This is a genomic window from Pseudodesulfovibrio tunisiensis (assembly GCF_022809775.1).
Lineage (GTDB): Bacteria > Desulfobacterota > Desulfovibrionia > Desulfovibrionales > Desulfovibrionaceae > Pseudodesulfovibrio > Pseudodesulfovibrio tunisiensis.
Genome location: NZ_CP094380.1, coordinates 3,407,829 through 3,423,977, shown reverse-complemented (window position 1 = coordinate 3,423,977; position 16,149 = coordinate 3,407,829). Strand labels below are relative to the sequence as shown.

The 16,149-nt window shown below is 60.5% G+C and carries 15 protein-coding genes, 2 tRNA genes and 1 CRISPR repeat array; of the genes, 6 read left to right on the top strand and 11 right to left on the bottom strand.

The features are described 5' to 3' along the window. Positions 1-75: 75 nt before the first annotated feature. Positions 76-438, bottom strand: coding sequence for a molybdenum cofactor biosynthesis protein MoaE (locus MPN23_RS16255; RefSeq protein ID WP_243545285.1), 363 nt, complete (start codon positions 436-438; stop codon positions 76-78). Positions 439-863: 425 nt separating this feature from the next. Continuing rightward, positions 864-1,712 carry a 4-hydroxy-3-methylbut-2-enyl diphosphate reductase gene (ispH, locus tag MPN23_RS16250; RefSeq protein WP_243545284.1) on the bottom strand — a complete coding sequence of 283 codons (849 nt, stop codon included), beginning with the start codon at positions 1,710-1,712 and terminating at the stop codon, positions 864-866. Between the two features lie 157 nt (positions 1,713-1,869). Here ispH and MPN23_RS16245 point away from each other — a divergent pair, with 157 nt between their 5' ends. Further along, the gene (locus MPN23_RS16245) at positions 1,870-2,520 is read left to right on the top strand and encodes a TetR/AcrR family transcriptional regulator (protein WP_243545283.1); all 651 of its coding nucleotides are present in this window, start codon (positions 1,870-1,872) and stop codon (positions 2,518-2,520) included. 126 nt (positions 2,521-2,646) lie between these two features. Continuing rightward, positions 2,647-3,513 carry a glutaminyl-peptide cyclotransferase gene (locus MPN23_RS16240; protein WP_243545282.1) on the top strand — a complete coding sequence of 289 codons (867 nt, stop codon included), beginning with the start codon at positions 2,647-2,649 and terminating at the stop codon, positions 3,511-3,513. Here the strand turns inward: MPN23_RS16240 and lgt are convergent. Beyond that, a complete protein-coding gene (gene lgt, locus MPN23_RS16235) occupies positions 3,430-4,215 on the bottom strand; it encodes a prolipoprotein diacylglyceryl transferase (RefSeq protein ID WP_243545281.1) in 786 nt (261 codons plus the stop codon). The genes MPN23_RS16240 and lgt overlap by 84 nt on opposite strands. A 124-nt stretch (positions 4,216-4,339) precedes the next feature. On the opposite strand from lgt, the gene MPN23_RS16230 reads away from it, so the two are divergent. From MPN23_RS16230 to MPN23_RS16220, 3 genes are all read left to right on the top strand, one after another. Next, positions 4,340-5,086 (top strand): hypothetical protein, encoded by a 747-nt coding sequence (locus MPN23_RS16230; RefSeq protein ID WP_243545280.1) that lies wholly within the window; start codon positions 4,340-4,342, stop codon positions 5,084-5,086. 25 nt (positions 5,087-5,111) lie between these two features. Then, positions 5,112-5,771: a tetratricopeptide repeat protein gene (locus tag MPN23_RS16225; RefSeq protein WP_243545279.1), complete on the top strand. Its 660-nt coding sequence runs from the start codon at positions 5,112-5,114 to the stop codon at positions 5,769-5,771. A 133-nt stretch (positions 5,772-5,904) separates the two neighbouring features. Next, entirely contained in the window at positions 5,905-6,516 is a 612-nt protein-coding gene (locus MPN23_RS16220) for a 3'-5' exonuclease (protein WP_243545278.1), read from the top strand. Positions 6,517-6,622: 106 nt separating this feature from the next. Here the strand turns inward: MPN23_RS16220 and dxs are convergent, their stop codons facing one another. The 8 genes from dxs to MPN23_RS16180 form a co-directional block, all read right to left on the bottom strand. Further along, complete coding sequence (dxs, locus tag MPN23_RS16215; protein ID WP_243545277.1) at positions 6,623-8,515, bottom strand: 1-deoxy-D-xylulose-5-phosphate synthase; 1,893 nt, start codon at positions 8,513-8,515, stop codon at positions 6,623-6,625. Positions 8,516-8,536: 21 nt separating this feature from the next. Further along, a complete protein-coding gene (locus MPN23_RS16210) occupies positions 8,537-9,430 on the bottom strand; it encodes a polyprenyl synthetase family protein (protein ID WP_243545276.1) in 894 nt (297 codons plus the stop codon). Next, entirely contained in the window at positions 9,427-9,666 is a 240-nt protein-coding gene (gene xseB, locus MPN23_RS16205; protein ID WP_243545275.1) for an exodeoxyribonuclease VII small subunit, read from the bottom strand. The genes MPN23_RS16210 and xseB overlap by 4 nt, the downstream gene beginning before the upstream one ends. A gap of 36 nt (positions 9,667-9,702) precedes the next feature. Then, positions 9,703-10,695 (bottom strand): M23 family metallopeptidase, encoded by a 993-nt coding sequence (locus MPN23_RS16200; protein ID WP_243545274.1) that lies wholly within the window; start codon positions 10,693-10,695, stop codon positions 9,703-9,705. A gap of 7 nt (positions 10,696-10,702) precedes the next feature. After that, positions 10,703-12,127 (bottom strand): exodeoxyribonuclease VII large subunit, encoded by a 1,425-nt coding sequence (xseA, locus tag MPN23_RS16195; protein ID WP_243545273.1) that lies wholly within the window; start codon positions 12,125-12,127, stop codon positions 10,703-10,705. Positions 12,128-12,327: 200 nt separating this feature from the next. Continuing rightward, positions 12,328-14,067: direct repeats of the CRISPR family, unit length 29 nt; unit sequence CGGTTCATCCCCACACACGTGGGGAACAC. Between the two features lie 233 nt (positions 14,068-14,300). Further along, positions 14,301-14,377: transfer RNA gene (locus tag MPN23_RS16190), tRNA-Arg, on the bottom strand. A gap of 78 nt (positions 14,378-14,455) precedes the next feature. Continuing rightward, positions 14,456-14,532: transfer RNA gene (locus tag MPN23_RS16185), tRNA-Arg, on the bottom strand. A 50-nt stretch (positions 14,533-14,582) separates the two neighbouring features. Continuing rightward, complete coding sequence (locus MPN23_RS16180; protein WP_243545272.1) at positions 14,583-15,038, bottom strand: pyridoxamine 5'-phosphate oxidase family protein; 456 nt, start codon at positions 15,036-15,038, stop codon at positions 14,583-14,585. A gap of 58 nt (positions 15,039-15,096) precedes the next feature. Here MPN23_RS16180 and MPN23_RS16175 point away from each other — a divergent pair, with 58 nt between their 5' ends. Then, positions 15,097-15,816 (top strand): phosphoadenosine phosphosulfate reductase family protein, encoded by a 720-nt coding sequence (locus tag MPN23_RS16175; protein WP_341540082.1) that lies wholly within the window; start codon positions 15,097-15,099, stop codon positions 15,814-15,816. The last annotated feature ends 333 nt before the right edge of the window (positions 15,817-16,149 follow it).

The window sequence follows — 16,149 nt, the reverse complement described above, 5'->3', positions numbered from 1 at the left end:
CCTCCCGGCAATCCTGTAGTGATGCGGCGGATGGGAATTGCGTCCGCCCGCAAGCGCGGGCAGGACGAAAAACAGCTACGCGAATATCTCGCGCTTGCTCACGGCCTCGGACTTGACCCGATCCAGAAAATCCGCAAGCGCAGGCTTGACGTTTTCCCGGATGTCTCCGGCAACAACGAGCAGCAGCACGTCGTCGCCCGGTTTCATGCGACCGGAATTGGCCTGAGCCACGGCGCGAAAAATGCCGGGACGGGCCTCGATTTCCTGACGGATGGATTCGATCCTTTCCAGATCCGACGTGATTTCAATGGCCGTGACTTCGCTGTGATCCTTGCGAGACCAGGCGCGCACGACACCGTTGTGTACCAGCATCATGCCCACGTTCTCGGCGAACCCGGGCTCCTTCTTCAATTCGGCAATGGCTTTGTTGATGTCCATGTTTCTACTCCTGACAGGAAAGTATCCGCCTGCACTGTCCCCGTAGATACGACCGGAAGACAAGGGACGCAACCCTCGGGAATTTGCCCGGGATCAGGCACCGGCCTTCGCCTCATACAGGGACAGTCCCTGCCGGGCAAGGGAAAACGCGTGGGGATGTTAGAACGGGGTTATTATAATACCTGAGCGCCTGAATGCCGGTATGGTGAAATCAGCCGAGAAGCGTGCAAACGCGTATCGACCACCCCCATCCAGCAGGCATCCGGCCGGCTGGCCCGATATCCGGGCCGACATGCAGCCCTCCACTGTGAAATCGGGACCGGGCCGGGCGGAAAAAGCAGACGGCGGATGTCAGCGTAGGGGCCGGAAATCCTTCGTGCCTGGATTTCCGGCCCCGGATTTTTTCAGCAGACAAAACGTGCTGCCTACAACGCCTTCAGGCCCTGCACCACTGCATCAATGGACGACTTGGGCGTGGATGCGCCTGCGGTGACGCCCACCTCGGAACAATTGCGGAAATCCTCGGGATCGATCTCATCCCAGACTTCCACGTGACGGCACATGGCACCCTGCTCCGCAGCGACCTGAACCAGCCTGCGGGTGTTGCCGCTGTTTCTGCCGCCAACCACGACCATGCATCCCACATTGGAGGCCAGATCCCGCGCCTCGCGCTGACGAAGACGGGTCGCGTCGCAAATCGTGCGCAGTATGGTCACATCCGCGTCCGGGGTGTTGTCCAGCTTTTCGGCCAGTTCCTCGAAGACATGCCGATCCTGCGTGGTCTGGGCCGCAAGCACGTATTTTCGGTCCGAACGGATTTCGTCCATGTCCAGCTCGGCCGGATCATCGAACACGGTGAATCCGCTGCCGGCATAGCTGACCAGTCCCTTGACCTCGGGGTGATCGGCCTCGCCGTAGAGCAGCAGATGCGCGCCGTCCGCAGTATGACGTTCTATGAGAAGCTGGGCCTTCTTGACCCGGGGACAGGTGGCGTCCTTGACCAGCACGTCGCGGGAGCGCAGGGTCTCTTCCACATCGCGGGTAATGCCGTGCGCCCGGATCACGGCCAGAGAGCCATTGGGAATGACCTCGGGCTCCTTTGCCGTGGTCACGCCGCGGCGCGCATAATGCTCCAGCACCTGCGGGTTGTGAATGATGGGGCCGAGGGTGTATATGGGCCGATTCCCGGCCTCGGCAATGAGATTGTCCAGTTTGCGCAGGGCAAGCGCCACGCCCATGCAGAAACCGGCCGTTTCAGCAAGAATGACTTTCATGGAAATACCTCCGGTTTGTCCGGCCCGACTTCTGTATCCCGGCCCGCGCCTCTTGGCAACTTTCCGATATCGACAAAGCTTGACAAAAAGCGCCACAGTGGAATAATGACTTTAAACACGGATTTCAAACGCATGTTTGAATCCATGGAAACACGAAATGAGTAGCGAAAACGACCAATCAACCAAGGAAGCCCTGCTGGACAACGCCGTGAGCGTGTTCGCGGAAAAGGGGTATCACGCCGCCACCGTGCGCGAAATCTGCGCACGCGCAAATGCCAACGTGGCTGCGGTGAACTACCATTTTGGGGGCAAGGGGCCGCTCTATGAAGCCGTGCTCAGAAAGGTCTTTTTCGAGCAGGACGTGGTTCCGGACCTGACCGGGGAGTCCATGCCGCCGCAGGAGCGGCTCAAGGCGTTCATACGAGCGCTGATTCTGGACATCTACACGAGGAATCACGGTTTCAGCGCACATCGCTGGTCCATCTTCCTGAACGAGGTGGCCAAGCCGAGCGACCAGCTCGACTTCATCGTCAGGCAGCAGGTCCAGCCCCGGGTCGACGAGCTTCGCGCCATCATGCGCGGGGTGCTCGGACCGGACGCGCCGGACGAATACGTGTTTTTCTGCAGCTCCAAGGTGTGGTCCCTGCTGCTGGACTACCTCATGACCTCGCCCTTTGTGGCCCGACTCAAGCCCAGACGCGCCCCCATGCCGGAAAATGCCGAGGAAGTGGCGGAGCTGATCTACGAATTTTCCCTTGGCGGCCTTCAGGCCATCAAGGCGAAGACAATATCGCCGAAAGGCGTATAGGAGCACGGAACCGAACGCACTCCCCTTGACCAGCGTCCGGTTTCCTGCAAACTTCCCCCAGAGGCAGGGGGCGGCTTTCCCCAGAAGCCGCCCCCTGTTCCAGTTTCCTCTTCCCGGGTACTCATCATGACCAAAGTGCTTTGCCTTCTCGCCGCGGTATTGTCCGTGCTGTTCGTCCGGGTTCCGGCTCTTGCCGGAACGCCAGTCGTTGCATGCGAAATCGTGGCCGAACATCCGCACGATCCCGCCGCGTTCACCCAGGGGCTGTTTCTTGCGGATGGGCTGCTCTACGAATCCTCGGGCGGCTACGGCGAATCCCATGTCGCGGCCGTGGACATTGAAACCGGAAGACAGGTGCGCCGGGCCGACATCGACGCACACTGGTTCGCCGAGGGCATAGCCCCGTACCGGGACAAGCTGTACATGGTGACATGGCTTTCCGGGGACGGCGCAGTGTACGACCGGGCCACTCTCGAATATCTCGCCGGATTCGCCTACCGGGCACCGGACCGGGACAAGGAAGGGTGGGGCCTGACCTTTGACGGCACCGAATTCATCATGAGTTCGGGATCGGCCAGACTGTTCTTTCATGATCCGCGCGACTTCACGGAAGTGCGCAGCGTGGTGGTCCGCGACGGGCACAGGCCCGTGCGCCAACTCAACGAACTGGAATACGTGGGTGGAAAGGTACTCTGCAATGTCTGGAAAAAGGACCGCATTGCCGTGGTGAATCCGAAATCCGGCAAGGTCGAGGTCTGGATCGACCTGTCTCCGCTGCGCAAGCGCGTTTCCCCGGACGCCGGGGTGGCCAACGGCATAGCCTACGACAGCGAACAGGGGCGTCTGTTCGTCACGGGCAAGCTCTGGGACAAATTGTTCGAAATCCGGGTGGACAGGGTGCTCTGGCGGCTACCCGCGAGCCTGCCTCCGTCCGCGCAGCATGAAGAACAGGCCGAGGGCGATCATGGGCAGGCACAGAATCTGGCCCATTGACATCCAGTGCAGGGCCACGAATCCAAGGTGCGCGTCCGGTTCGCGGGCGAATTCCACAATGAAGCGGAACACGCCGTAGCCGGTCAGAAACAGGCCGCCCACAGCGCCGCGCGGACGCGGTCTGGATGAATACCACCACAGGATGCAGAACAGGGCCACGCCTTCAAGCGCGGCTTCGTAGAGCTGGGAGGGATGACGGTACACCGGGCCGCCGCCGGGAAAGATCATGCCCACGGGCAGATCGGTTGCCCGGCCCCACAGTTCCGCATTGATGAAATTGCCCAGCCTGCCGAAGAACAGGCCCGGCGGCACCAGCGGGGCCACGAAATCGCCCACGGCAAGCAGGGGCTTGTTCGTGGAGCGCGCAAACAGCCAGATGGCCGCGATCACGCCGAGCAGACCGCCGTGAAAGGACATGCCGCCCTCCCACACCGCGAATATCTTGAGGGGATGCGAAAGGTAGAAGGCCGCGTTGTAGAAGAATACGTAGCCGAGCCGACCGCCCGCCACAATGCCGATGATGGACCAGGTCACGAAGTCGTCCACCTCGGCCTTTGTCCATCCGCTTCCGGGCCGGGACGCACGCCAGCGGCCGAGCAGCCATCCGGCCAGCACCCCGAAAACATACATCATGCCGTACCAGCGGACCTGCAACGGCCCAACCTCGAAGATCACGGGGTCGAATTGCGGGTATATGAGCATGGACTCCCTTTGCGCGGCTTTGTTTTTTCAGGAAATTCGGATACACTGCTTCACTCCGACAGAGTCTCCGAGGGCACAGGCTGTACCCTTTTCCGCATCACGTCAACCCCGGGACGCGCGCGTCATGGCAAAACCGCAGGACCTCGACATTCTGGAAATGCCCTTCGAAGGGCTGGCAGCCTACTGGCTGTCCGTGAAAAAGCTCATGGATACCAGAAAGGGGCGAGCCGTGATCGATGAGGAAATGGCCACCATCGGGGAACCCTACATCCGCCATCTGCTCGACACCGCGTTCTCCGGCATGGAACGCGGCCTGATCCGCAGACTGGCCCGGGCCAAGCGGGAAACCCTGCTCGGCCAGTACCACCGCAAGATCGATCTGATGCGCGTGGTGCTCTACGCCATTGCCTCGGGCGAAAACCCGCGCATCACGCTGGTGCGCATGGACTCCAAGTTTCCGCACCCGCCATTGAGCGAGGAACGCGCTTTCGACATGGCCACGGCCATGTTCGACGCGATCCGGCCCCGGGGCGTTGATCTGAACACCCTGCTCTCCGTGGACCACAAGCTGGAATTCGACCGGCTGGTGGTCAAGCTGCTGTTCTTCACCATGTATGCCCGGCGCGAGGGCAAGCAGAGCCTCGAACGGTTCCTGCCCTACACCCGGTCCCGCTATTTCACGGAGGGGCTGTCCCTGGCCATCGACAACTTCGAACCGGATTTTCTGGTCAACCACCTTGAACAGATTCGGGACCAGACATTGGCCGAAACCGCCAGAAAAATGGAAATGGCCCTGGAAATGGCTCTGGCCATCAATGCCAAGGTGCCGTACGACGATGTTTTCCGCATAGCCCGGGCCTACATGCCGTAACCCGGTCGACAAGGAGTCTTCCATCATGCGCAGATCCATCACCATACCCGTAGTCGCGCTTTTGTGCGCCGCGTTTCTTTCGGCCCCGGCGTGTGCCGATCCCGTACGTTCCGGACGCAAGGCATTCGAACGAGCATGGCCCGCGTGGCAGCGCGGCAATCAGGAAAATGCCGCGAAATACTTCGAACAGGCAGCCTCGGCCTATGCAGAGATGCTCGCTGCCGGAGACAAATACCGGTCGGCCTCCTTTGCCTCGAATCTGGGCATGGCAGGCATGTCGTTCTATTTCACCGGAAAATACGCGGAGTGCATTTCCACCATGGAACAGGCAGCGGCTCGGGACCCGAACCTGTGGGAGGCGTATCTCTTTTCCGGCCTCGCCTCTGCCCGACTCGGCAATGCGGAAGCTGCCCTGAGCCAATGGAAACTGTTTCAGGAAAAAGGCACGAGCCAGCGGTTCATCCAGCAGTCCGTAGGCCTGCAGGTCACGAATCTGGAGACCGGAGAAGGTTCGCTTGAAGCTGCCGTGGCTCCGGTGGAAAAGGCCACCTGGAAACAGTTCCGCAACAATGCCACGTTTCGACGTGCAGATGACAATGAACCGAATTCCCGATGCTCGGGCAGCTACTGGTGGCGCAACAGCCGAACTCCATGCGAAGGAAGCCCGTTTCGCAAGTGGATTTGACCCGAAAGGGACAACGGTGTACTAAAGCTGGCCGCTGGCGCGGCTTTTCCCGGCTTTTCGGAAGGCACGGACGTGCTTTTCCGGCCCGGGACACGGCCCGTTTCCCATCAATCAACAAACCAAAGCATTCACAATGAGTACCGATCCGGTCATACCAGAAAAATATCTGCGACCATTCACCAAGGACGCGATCAATGCCATGCCTCTCAGGCGCTACGACGGTCCGGTGAAAGTGGTCCGCACGGAAAAACAGTATGCGCAGGCAGTCAAGGAACTGCGACGCGATCCCCTGCTCGGGTTCGACACCGAAACCCGCCCGGTCTTCAAGAAGGGCAAGAAGCCCGGCCCTCCCAATCTCATCCAGCTCGCAACCGCGGAATGCGTGTACGTGATTCAGCTCAACATCATTCCGCTGGAAAACGGCCTGTGCGAAATCCTGGCCGACAAAAACGTGATCAAGACCGGCGTGGCCGTACGCGACGACATTCTCGGCCTCAAGCGGCTCGCCCAATTCACGCCCCGGAGTTTCGTGGACCTGTCCGACATCTCCATGAACGCGGACATGCAGACCCACGGCCTGCGCAATCTGGCCGCCAACCTGCTCGGGTTCCGCATCTCCAAGTCCGCCCAATGCTCGAACTGGGCCAAGGAAACCCTGACGCCCCAGCAGATCAACTACGCTGCCACGGACGCGTGGATATCCAGGGAAATCTATCTGGCCATGCAGGACCTCTCCCTCGTGTAGCCAGCCAAACCAGGTTTGGAAAAAGCCGGGACCGAAGCATCGATGATGTTTCGGTCCCGGCTTTTTTCGGGCCATGGCGAAATCCTGCCCGCAATGCGGCGAACGGTCAGGGACAGAGCTTTTTCAGGGCCCGCTTGATGCCGTCCTTGTCAATGCCGAGCATGGCACGCAGTTCCTTTTGCGTACCGTGCTCGATGAATTCGTCGGGGATGCCGAGCCGATGCACCCTCTTGCCCTGCAATGCATCGTTGTCGGAAAGCATTTCCAGCACCGCCGAGGAGAATCCCCCGGCCAGCGCGTTTTCCTCGACCAGCAGAATGCGGTCATGATCGCGGACCAGTTCCAGTATCTGTTTTTTGGGCAGTGGCTTGATGAACCGGGTGTTGAACACGGCCACGTTCAGACCGGCCTTTTCCAGCTCCATGGAAGCCTCGATGGCCGGATACACGCGTGATCCCAGCGTGATGACCACGGCGTCCGCACCTTCGCGCACCAGTTCGCCCGTGCCGATGGCAATGCGACGCGGAGTTCTGGAAAACGGCGCCCCCACCCCGGTTCCGCGCGGGTACCGGGTTGCGGTCGGCCCTTCGTAGGCAAACGCGGTCACCATCATCCGGGCCAGCTCGGCCTCGTCCTTGGGTGCCATGACCACGAGATTCGGAATATGGCGCAGGTAGCTCATGTCGAACGCACCGTGATGCGTGGCCCCGTCCGCGCCAACAAGGCCGCCCCGATCCAGAAAGAGATTCACGTTCAGATTCTGCAGGCACACGTCGTGGATCACCTGATCATAGGCGCGCTGCAGAAACGTGGAATAGATGGCCACGGCAGGCTTGTATCCGCGCGTTGCCAAGCCTGCGGCAAAGGTCACGGCATGCTGCTCGCAGATGCCCACATCCACGAACCGATCGGGATGCTTCTGGCGAAAGCATTCCGTGCCCGTGCCTTCGGGCATGGCAGCGGTAATGGCCACGACCTTGTCGTCCCGGTCCGCGATATTGCACAATGTCTGGCCGAAAATCGCCGTGTACGAAGGATGTCCTTCGCCCGAATGCTTGCGGGCCAGTCCGGTTTCCGGAATGAAGGTGCCCACGCCGTGAAAATGCGCGGGATCGTGCTCGGCCGGCTCGTAGCCCTTGCCCTTCTTGGTCAGCACATGCACGAGCACGGGCTTGTCCAGCTTCCTGACTTCGTTGAAGACCTTGATGAGCTGCGCCGTGTTGTGCCCGTCCAGCGGGCCGACATAGGTGAAGTGAAACGCCTCGAACAGCATGCCCGGGGTGAAGAACGTCTTGATGGAATCCCCGGACCGCTTGGCATAGCCGGCCAGATCATCGCCGATGCCGGGCACGGTGCCGAGCAGGTTTTCCACATCGCTCTTGAGCCGCTGGAGAAACGGGGTGGTCATCTTGCGGCTCAGGAACTGGGAAAGCGCGCCCACGTTCTTGGAGATGGACATCTCGTTGTCGTTGAGCACCACCACCATCTTGCGGCCCATGTCTCCGGCCTGATTCAATCCCTCGAAGGCCAGCCCGGCCGTCATGGAACCGTCTCCGATCACGGAAACGACCTCGTAGTCGTCGCCTTCCAGATCGCGCGCCATGGCCATGCCGAGCGCGGCGGAAATGGATGTGCTGGAATGGCCCACGCCGAAGTGATCGTACGGGGATTCCTCCAGACGGGGGAACCCGCTCAGGCCGTTCTTCTGACGCATGGTATGAAACATGGCCTGACGACCTGTGAGCAGCTTGTGCGCGTAGGCCTGATGCCCCACGTCCCAAATGAGCTTGTCCCGTTCCAGATCAAAGGCGTGAAACAGGGCCATGGTCAGTTCGATCACGCCGAGGGACGGAGCCAGATGGCCGCCGTGCTCCGCGACCTGATCAATGATGGTGTCACGCAGTTCCTGGCCCAGAATGTCAAGCTGCTCGGCCGAGAGCTCCTTGACGTCGCCGGGTCTGCGGATTCCGGAAAGCAGGGTCGAGGGATTACTGTTCATAGGGCGCACACCTTAGGCCAATCAACACGCTCTGTCCACAATGTACCGTGCAAGCGCTTCCAGGAAAACGCATTCCTCGCCCTCGTAGCCGTGCAGACGCGCCACGGCATCGTTGACGTGCGCGGCCGCCAGTTCCCGGCTGCGTTCCAGTCCGAGCAGCGAAGGATAGGTGGTCTTGCCCTGTTCGACGTCGCTGCCAACGGGCTTGCCCAGAGTGGCTTCGTCGCCCACGATGTCCAGCACGTCATCCACGATCTGGAAGGCCACGCCAATGGCCCGCCCGAACTCCCGGGCGTTTGTCACGTCGTCCTCGCCCGCGCCGGACAGGATGGCTCCGCATTCGCAGGCCGCGGTGATGAGCGCGCCGGTCTTCATGGCATGCATGGCCCGCAGATCATCCAGCGGCACATCGGTCCGGCCCGTGAACTCCATGTCCACGGTCTGGCCCCCGACCATGCCCCCGGCTCCGGCGGCAACCGCGAGCACGCCAACGGCGCGCAGCACGCGCTCCGCATCCAGTCCCTGTTTCAGGCCGGATTCGCACATCAGGGTAAAGGCCTCGGTCAGCAGCCCGTCCCCGGCCAGAATGGCCGTGGCCTCGTCGAACTGCTTGTGATTGGACGGACGTCCGCGCCGCAGATCATCGTCATCCATGGCGGGCAGATCGTCGTGAATCAGGGAATAGGTATGGATGCATTCCAGACTCGCGGCAAAGGGCATGGCCCGGTCCGCATCCCCGCCCAGCAGGGAGCACCATGACAACGCCAGCACGGGCCGAAGCCGCTTGCCGCCTGCAAGCAGGCTGTATTCCATGGATTCCAGCAGCCGGGCCGGAACATTGCGGCCGCGCAGGCAGTCCTTGAGAAAATCTTCCACATTCACGGCCCGGGCCGCGAGTTTCTCCTTGATGATCATTGCTCGTCATCCTCCGCGCCCAGGCTTTCAAGGGCATCGAATTCGCGGACCAGTCCCTCGCTCACGATGCGGACCTCGTGCCGGGCCGCGTCAAGCTGCCTGCCGCATTCCTTGGACAGGACCAGCCCCTCCTTGTACAGGGCGACCCCCTCCTCCAGAGGCAGGTCGCCGCGCTCCAGCCGCTCCACGATCTCGCGAAGCCGCTCCAGCCTGTGTTCAAACGTCTCGTTCGCCATGACATGTCTCCGCAGCGGGATTGCCGCCCGTTCTCGTTAGTTGAGCAGTTCGTCGGCTCCGGCCTGAAACAGGGGCATCGGGTCCACGAGCCGGCCCTGCACGGCCAAGGAAAAATGCAGATGCGGCCCGGTGGCGCGACCGGTCATGCCGGACAGGCCCACGGCCTGCCCCCGGCGAACCTTGTCGCCCGCCTTCACAATGGGCTTGGAAAGATGGAAGTACATGGACACCACGCCGTTGCCGTGATCCACATACACGGATTTTCCGGCATAGTAGTGGTCGCCCACCAGCACGACTTCGCCATCGGCCACGCTCTTGACCGGATTGCCCATGGGCGAACGGAAGTCGATGCCCCGGTGCGGATTGCGGGGCTTGCCATTCAGGAACCGCTGCAACCCGTACGCGCTGGTGATCCTGCCGGAAACCGGACGTTCCAGAGGCAGGGCCCAATGCCGCAACGGGGTCAGGGTGTCCCGGGCCTCGGCAATGACCACGCGCTCGTCGGCAATGCGTTTCAGCACCTCTTCGGGCGGAGTGACCATCTTCTCGGGCAGGGTCAGGTCCTGACGCGGATATTTCTTGCCCCGCACCACCACGTTGCGGCGAAAGGTGTTCTCCTTGCCGTCAATGGCTGCGGTAACCACAAGCTCCTGCTTGCCGGGCTTGGCGGAAATCACGTCCGTGCCCAGCATGACCAGAGCCACATGACGGCTGTTCCAGACGGAAATGGACGGCTGCACGGCCTTGCCGCCCCAATGCACGGACACATCGTCCAGAGGCAGATCCGAGGTCAGCCGCACCAGAAAGGGCATGCCCAGCTCCACGCGGGAGGGCGCGGCCAGAACCAGTTCGCCGGAACGGGCCGGAGCCGCAGCGGGTTCGGCCTTTTTCCCGATCTCCGGGTCGGCCTTGGGCACGGCCAGATTCACGTCATCGCCTTCTTCCAGACCGAAATCCTGAGCAAAGGCGGGCATGGCGGAAACAGCCACAACAGCAAACAGCAAAAGGGAAATCCAGAGTCGTCTCATCAAACAGCTACCTGTCGGTTTCAGAATTGTCATCGGCAACCACGGCCGCGACCCGGCCGTCCCGCACCCGAATGTCCAGCCGATCTCCGGGCAGGACTTGGTCCGGGCTGCGCAGGAATCCCGAGGTCCGCTCCACGCGCACCAGGGAATAGCCGCGTTCCAAGGGCTTTTCCGGATCCAGCCCGGTCAGGGACGCGCCGGTCAGTTCCAGAACACGCGTCTTTGCCTCCACATGGTCATGGGCGGCCCGCATCAGCCGCCGGGAAAGATTTTCAAGTTCGATTTCGCGCCCGGCAACGGATTCCGGACCGAATGCGCGCTGCAACCGTCCGGTCCAGACAGCAGCTCGGGACGCGCTGGAAAAGAAATGCGACCACCCGGCTCCGCCGAGCCGTCCGAGCAGCGAGGAATACCGCTCCTCCAGCCGCTCCACGCGCCGCTGGGGCGAAAGCCAGACAAGGGCCTTGCGCAAGGACGCGAATTCGGCCCGTTTTCCGCGCAGCAACGCGGCATAGGCACGTCCCAGACGCATGTCCAGCACATCCACGCCCTGAGCCAGTGTCTCGCGCCTCGGCCAGAGTTCCTGCGCCGCATGGCTCGGCGTGGCCGCACGCCTGTCCGCCACGAAATCCGCAATGGACACGTCCGGTTCATGTCCGACACCGCACAGCACCGGAATTCTGGCCCGGAAAATCGCGTCGGCAACAGCCTCGGTGTTGAAGGCCCACAAATCCTCAAGGGAACCGCCCCCGCGGATGAGCACGGCAACCTCGGCCCAGTCGTCATCGCCCGCCGCGTCAAGGGCAGCGGCTATCTGTTCCGGGGCAAGGTCGCCCTGAACCAGTGACGGGTAAATTCGGATTTCCGATCCGGTTCCCCGGGTCTCGGCTATGCGCAGAAAATCGCGGATCGCAGCTCCACGCGGCGAGGTGATCACGGCCACGCGCGCAGGATTGCGCGGCAGCTCCATCTTGCGTTCCTCGTCGAAATACCCTTTGGCCGCGAGTTTGCGCTTCAAGGCCTCGAACTGCAGATGCAGGTCGCCCACTCCCTGATCCTGCACAAGTTCCGCGATCATCTGATACTGGCCGCGCGGCTCGTACACGTTCAACCGTCCGGCACAGAGCACGTCCAGACCGTCCTCCAGCCCGGAAGCCCGCATGGCCGATTCTCCGGACGATTCCTCGACCTCGCCGGTCAGGGGATTGATGCGTTCGCCGCCCACGGGCACGGCCCGCACCGACTCCTGCGCCGATTTGAACCAGACCACGTTCAGGGCGGCATCCCCGTCCGTCAGCGTGAAATACACATGCCCACTCGCAGGCCGGGCCAGATTGGTCACCTGCCCCCGCACCCAGACGAACGGAAATTCCGCCTCAAGCAGATTCTTGACTGATCGGGTCAGCTCGCTGACGGTAAGAATGGCGGCCAAACAACATCTCCACGGCCGGACACGCCCGGCATTTCCCGAGCACGCACACCCGCGCGCCCGAACAATTCGCAGAGCCTATCATTACAAGCCCCGGAGCGACAACCGCACGAACAGGAGAAATTATTTCAGACAAAAAATAAAAAAAATCCCCACACACGTGGGGAACACGTTGTTGCGGAATCCGCATCAGCCGGAGCAGCCGGTTCATCCCCACACACGTAGGGAACACTGAGTAACGCTGCTACTCATCGGTGCCCGCCTCGGTTCATCCCCACACACGTGGGGAACACTGAATCCAGCCATTGAAAACCCTCCAACTACACGGTTCATCCCCACACACGTGGGGAACACCGCCGGGGCCTAGTCCGGGGACAAGGTCGTCAACGGTTCATCCCCACACACGTGGGGAACACTAATTGCAGCTCGCGGAACCGGATAACTCTGCCGGTTCATCCCCACACACGTGGGGAACACTTCCAATTTTTGAAATGTGCGTCAAAATCGTGCGGTTCATCCCCACACACGTGGGGAACACGCCGCAGCCTGGTACGCCTCGTTGAACTCGCCCGGTTCATCCCCACACACGTGGGGAACACTCACACCCACACCGAGGGCAGGTGTAAACGTCCGGTTCATCCCCACACACGTGGGGAACACTTTGCCCAGCGGCTGGACGCTGAACTCGAAAACGGTTCATCCCCACACACGTGGGGAACACCCTACTCTCATGGTCAACTGCCTATCAATTCGCGGTTCATCCCCACACACGTGGGGAACACCTTTTGCCCGCGAGCGTGTGTTTGTGATCGATCGGTTCATCCCCACACACGTGGGGAACACATTGCAGCAACGCCACGGATAACGGCGACCTGCGGTTCATCCCCACACACGTGGGGAACACTATCGAAACGCTTCTTGAGACAGTATTTTCAACGGTTCATCCCCACACACGTGGGGAACACTGTTGACGTGAACGGGGTGTAGCATGGGACTGCGGTTCATCCCCACACACGTGGGGAACACCGGGCCATTTCCTGCGCCGCCTTGATGTCAGCCGGTTCATCCCCACACACGTGGGGAACACTCCAAGACCTCAAAAGCATGGAGACAAGCTATCGGTTCATCCCCACACACGTGGGGAACACATCATGGACCCCAAGCCGTTCATGACCATGGACGGTTCATCCCCACACACGTGGGGAACACTTCCCTGTATCGGAATCGCTTTGCTTGTCTCGCGGTTCATCCCCACACACGTGGGGAACACGCGTGCACGTGCGCGTGGTGCGTATGTGAATACGGTTCATCCCCACACACGTGGGGAACACGAGCGAGGCGAGGACATTCATTCTGTGGTGTTCGGTTCATCCCCACACACGTGGGGAACACTCACGGGTCTGGGCGTGACGGACTCCCCCGCGTCGGTTCATCCCCACACACGTGGGGAACACAACCATGCCGCAGCGCATAACGGCACCGACGGCGGTTCATCCCCACACACGTGGGGAACACCGCATTTGAGCACGATACGCCTCGACCTCAGCCGGTTCATCCCCACACACGTGGGGAACACCTCTCAATTTACAAACTAGGTTTCGTATGCTTCGGTTCATCCCCACACACGTGGGGAACACGGGGTGTAGCCATGGGAGGACTGCTTTCGTTTCGGTTCATCCCCACACACGTGGGGAACACCCCCCTTTACGCTGCGTCCCTGCATCTCGGCGGCGGTTCATCCCCACACACGTGGGGAACACATTTGGGTTCGGTACAAAACAACTCAATAGGTCGGTTCATCCCCACACACGTGGGGAACACGCCGACCTGACTGGCTCACTTTTGACGGAGTGCGGTTCATCCCCACACACGTGGGGAACACGGCATCCAACTTCGCCTTCACGGACTTCAGGTCGGTTCATCCCCACACACGTGGGGAACACCCTTGCTGGAACCAATGGCAATTGCAGGCAAAAAATGGGCATTTCAAAAAAGCCAACAAAAATGACTAAAAATGGCCCAATCAATGCATACAGAAAAACAATATGCGACAAACTATCACCAAGGCAGGGGTGGTGGCAACATGCGGCTACCAGAGAATGCGAAAAAAGGACTCAGCAGACCAAAAAGGAAAAGGGACCTGAACAAATTGTTCAAGTCCCTGTTTTTCCGAGAGTGGTGCGCCCGAGAGGATTCGAACCTCTGACCTACGGATTCGTAGTCCGGCACTCTATCCAGCTGAGCTACGGGCGCATATGGTAAAATCAAGTCCATGCGGACTCTGGTAAAAGAAAAAGGGCCAGGCTGTTTACCTAGCCCCTTGTTCTCCAATGGTGCGCCCGAGAGGATTCGAACCTCTGACCTACGGATTCGTAGTCCGGCACTCTATCCAGCTGAGCTACGGGCGCGTTCGAGAAGAGGGTTTAAGCTCAGACCCCGTTCCCGTCAAGAACTTTTTTCATGTTTTTTCCAGTTTCACGTGTCTTGCGGACTCGGGGCCACGCAGGAGCAGAAACGATTCCGCCCGAATTCGCAGGAACACGCTATCCTCCCGGGAAACGAATCCTTCCATGTCCGGATGACGATCCAGAAACCGCTCCATGCACGGGCCTGCCACCGTCGAATCGGTAATCGGTTCGGCCGTCCCGTTCACGCTCAGGGCGAGCATGGACGCACGGTCTTCTGTCAAATGTTCGTCCCGGGTGTCGATCAGCAGGCTCACCCGAGGCACGGTCAGAATGTTCAGGTACTTGCGCGATGCCTTGCGCGTCACCAGATACAGCACGGTCCCGTCGGTCTCGGCAGCATAGGCCATGAGCGAAGTGTGCGGTTCCTCGCCGTTGGTGGTGGCAAGCACGCAGATGTCCCGGGAGGCGATCAGCGCCCGGATCGTGGCAAGAGTCTGTTCTTCCATGCTTCATATATACAGAAACAGGGCATGGTGCACAATGATTTCGACAGGCGTTCATCCCTTGCCAAACCACCCCGCAACAGGCCACACTGCGCCCATGCCGACATGCTCTCTGGACAACCGCATCCAACAGACCGAGGAAATGCTGCTTTCCCTCTGCAAACAGGCCGACCCGCAAGCCATTCGCGTGGCATGGACCGGAGGCAAGGACTCCACTGCGCTCCTGTTCCTGTGGAAGGCCGTGCTGGACCACCTCGGTTCGGGCGCGCCTCGGGCCATCAATCTGGACACCGGATGCAAGTTCCCGGAAATCATCGAATTCCGTGACGCATTGACACGAGAATGGAATGTGGACCTGCACATTGCCCGCCCCGCAATCTCCCTGAAGGAATACCCGCTGGCACAGGACAAGGTGTCGTGCTGCCGCGACCTCAAGATCATCCCCCTGCAACGCGCCATCCGGGACACGAGCACCCGCATCCTGATCACGGGCATCCGCCGGGACGAAAACCCGGACCGCCATGACCGCGATTTCCTGGAAAACCGGACCGATCCCGACCATGTGCTCGCCAATCCCCTGCTGGATTGGACCGAAATGGACATCTGGGCCTTTCACGACCGCTTCGGCCTGCCCCGCTGCTCCCTGTATGCGGAAGGCTACCGATCCCTCGGCTGCATGCCCTGCACCACGCTCCCCGCCCCGGGACAGGGCGAACGTTCCGGCCGCTCCCGGGCCAAGGAACAAGCCATGCGCACCCTCACGAATCTGGGCTACTTCTAGCCGGTTTTTTTCAAACGAACGCTTCGCGAACAGAAACTTGGTGTCGATCCATGCGCAAGAACCAAGTTTCTGATTTTCCTCTTTCCCGGGGGTAATTAGTGCTCATGTTCACAAGCCACCCAAGAAGCTTGTGAAGGTCTATTTGCAGGAGCCCTTGCCAGTCCTCCCTCAAGGCAAAAGTCAAGCATTTTTTACCATTTAATGAGGGAATTTTTTCGGGCGACGGGTATTGACCAATTGGTTAACATTTCATAATAGGCCATGTTTACTAGGCTAAGGGTGAAGTGCAACTGCACTGACAATCGGTTGGAGGTGAGCCGATTAAGGGTGTTC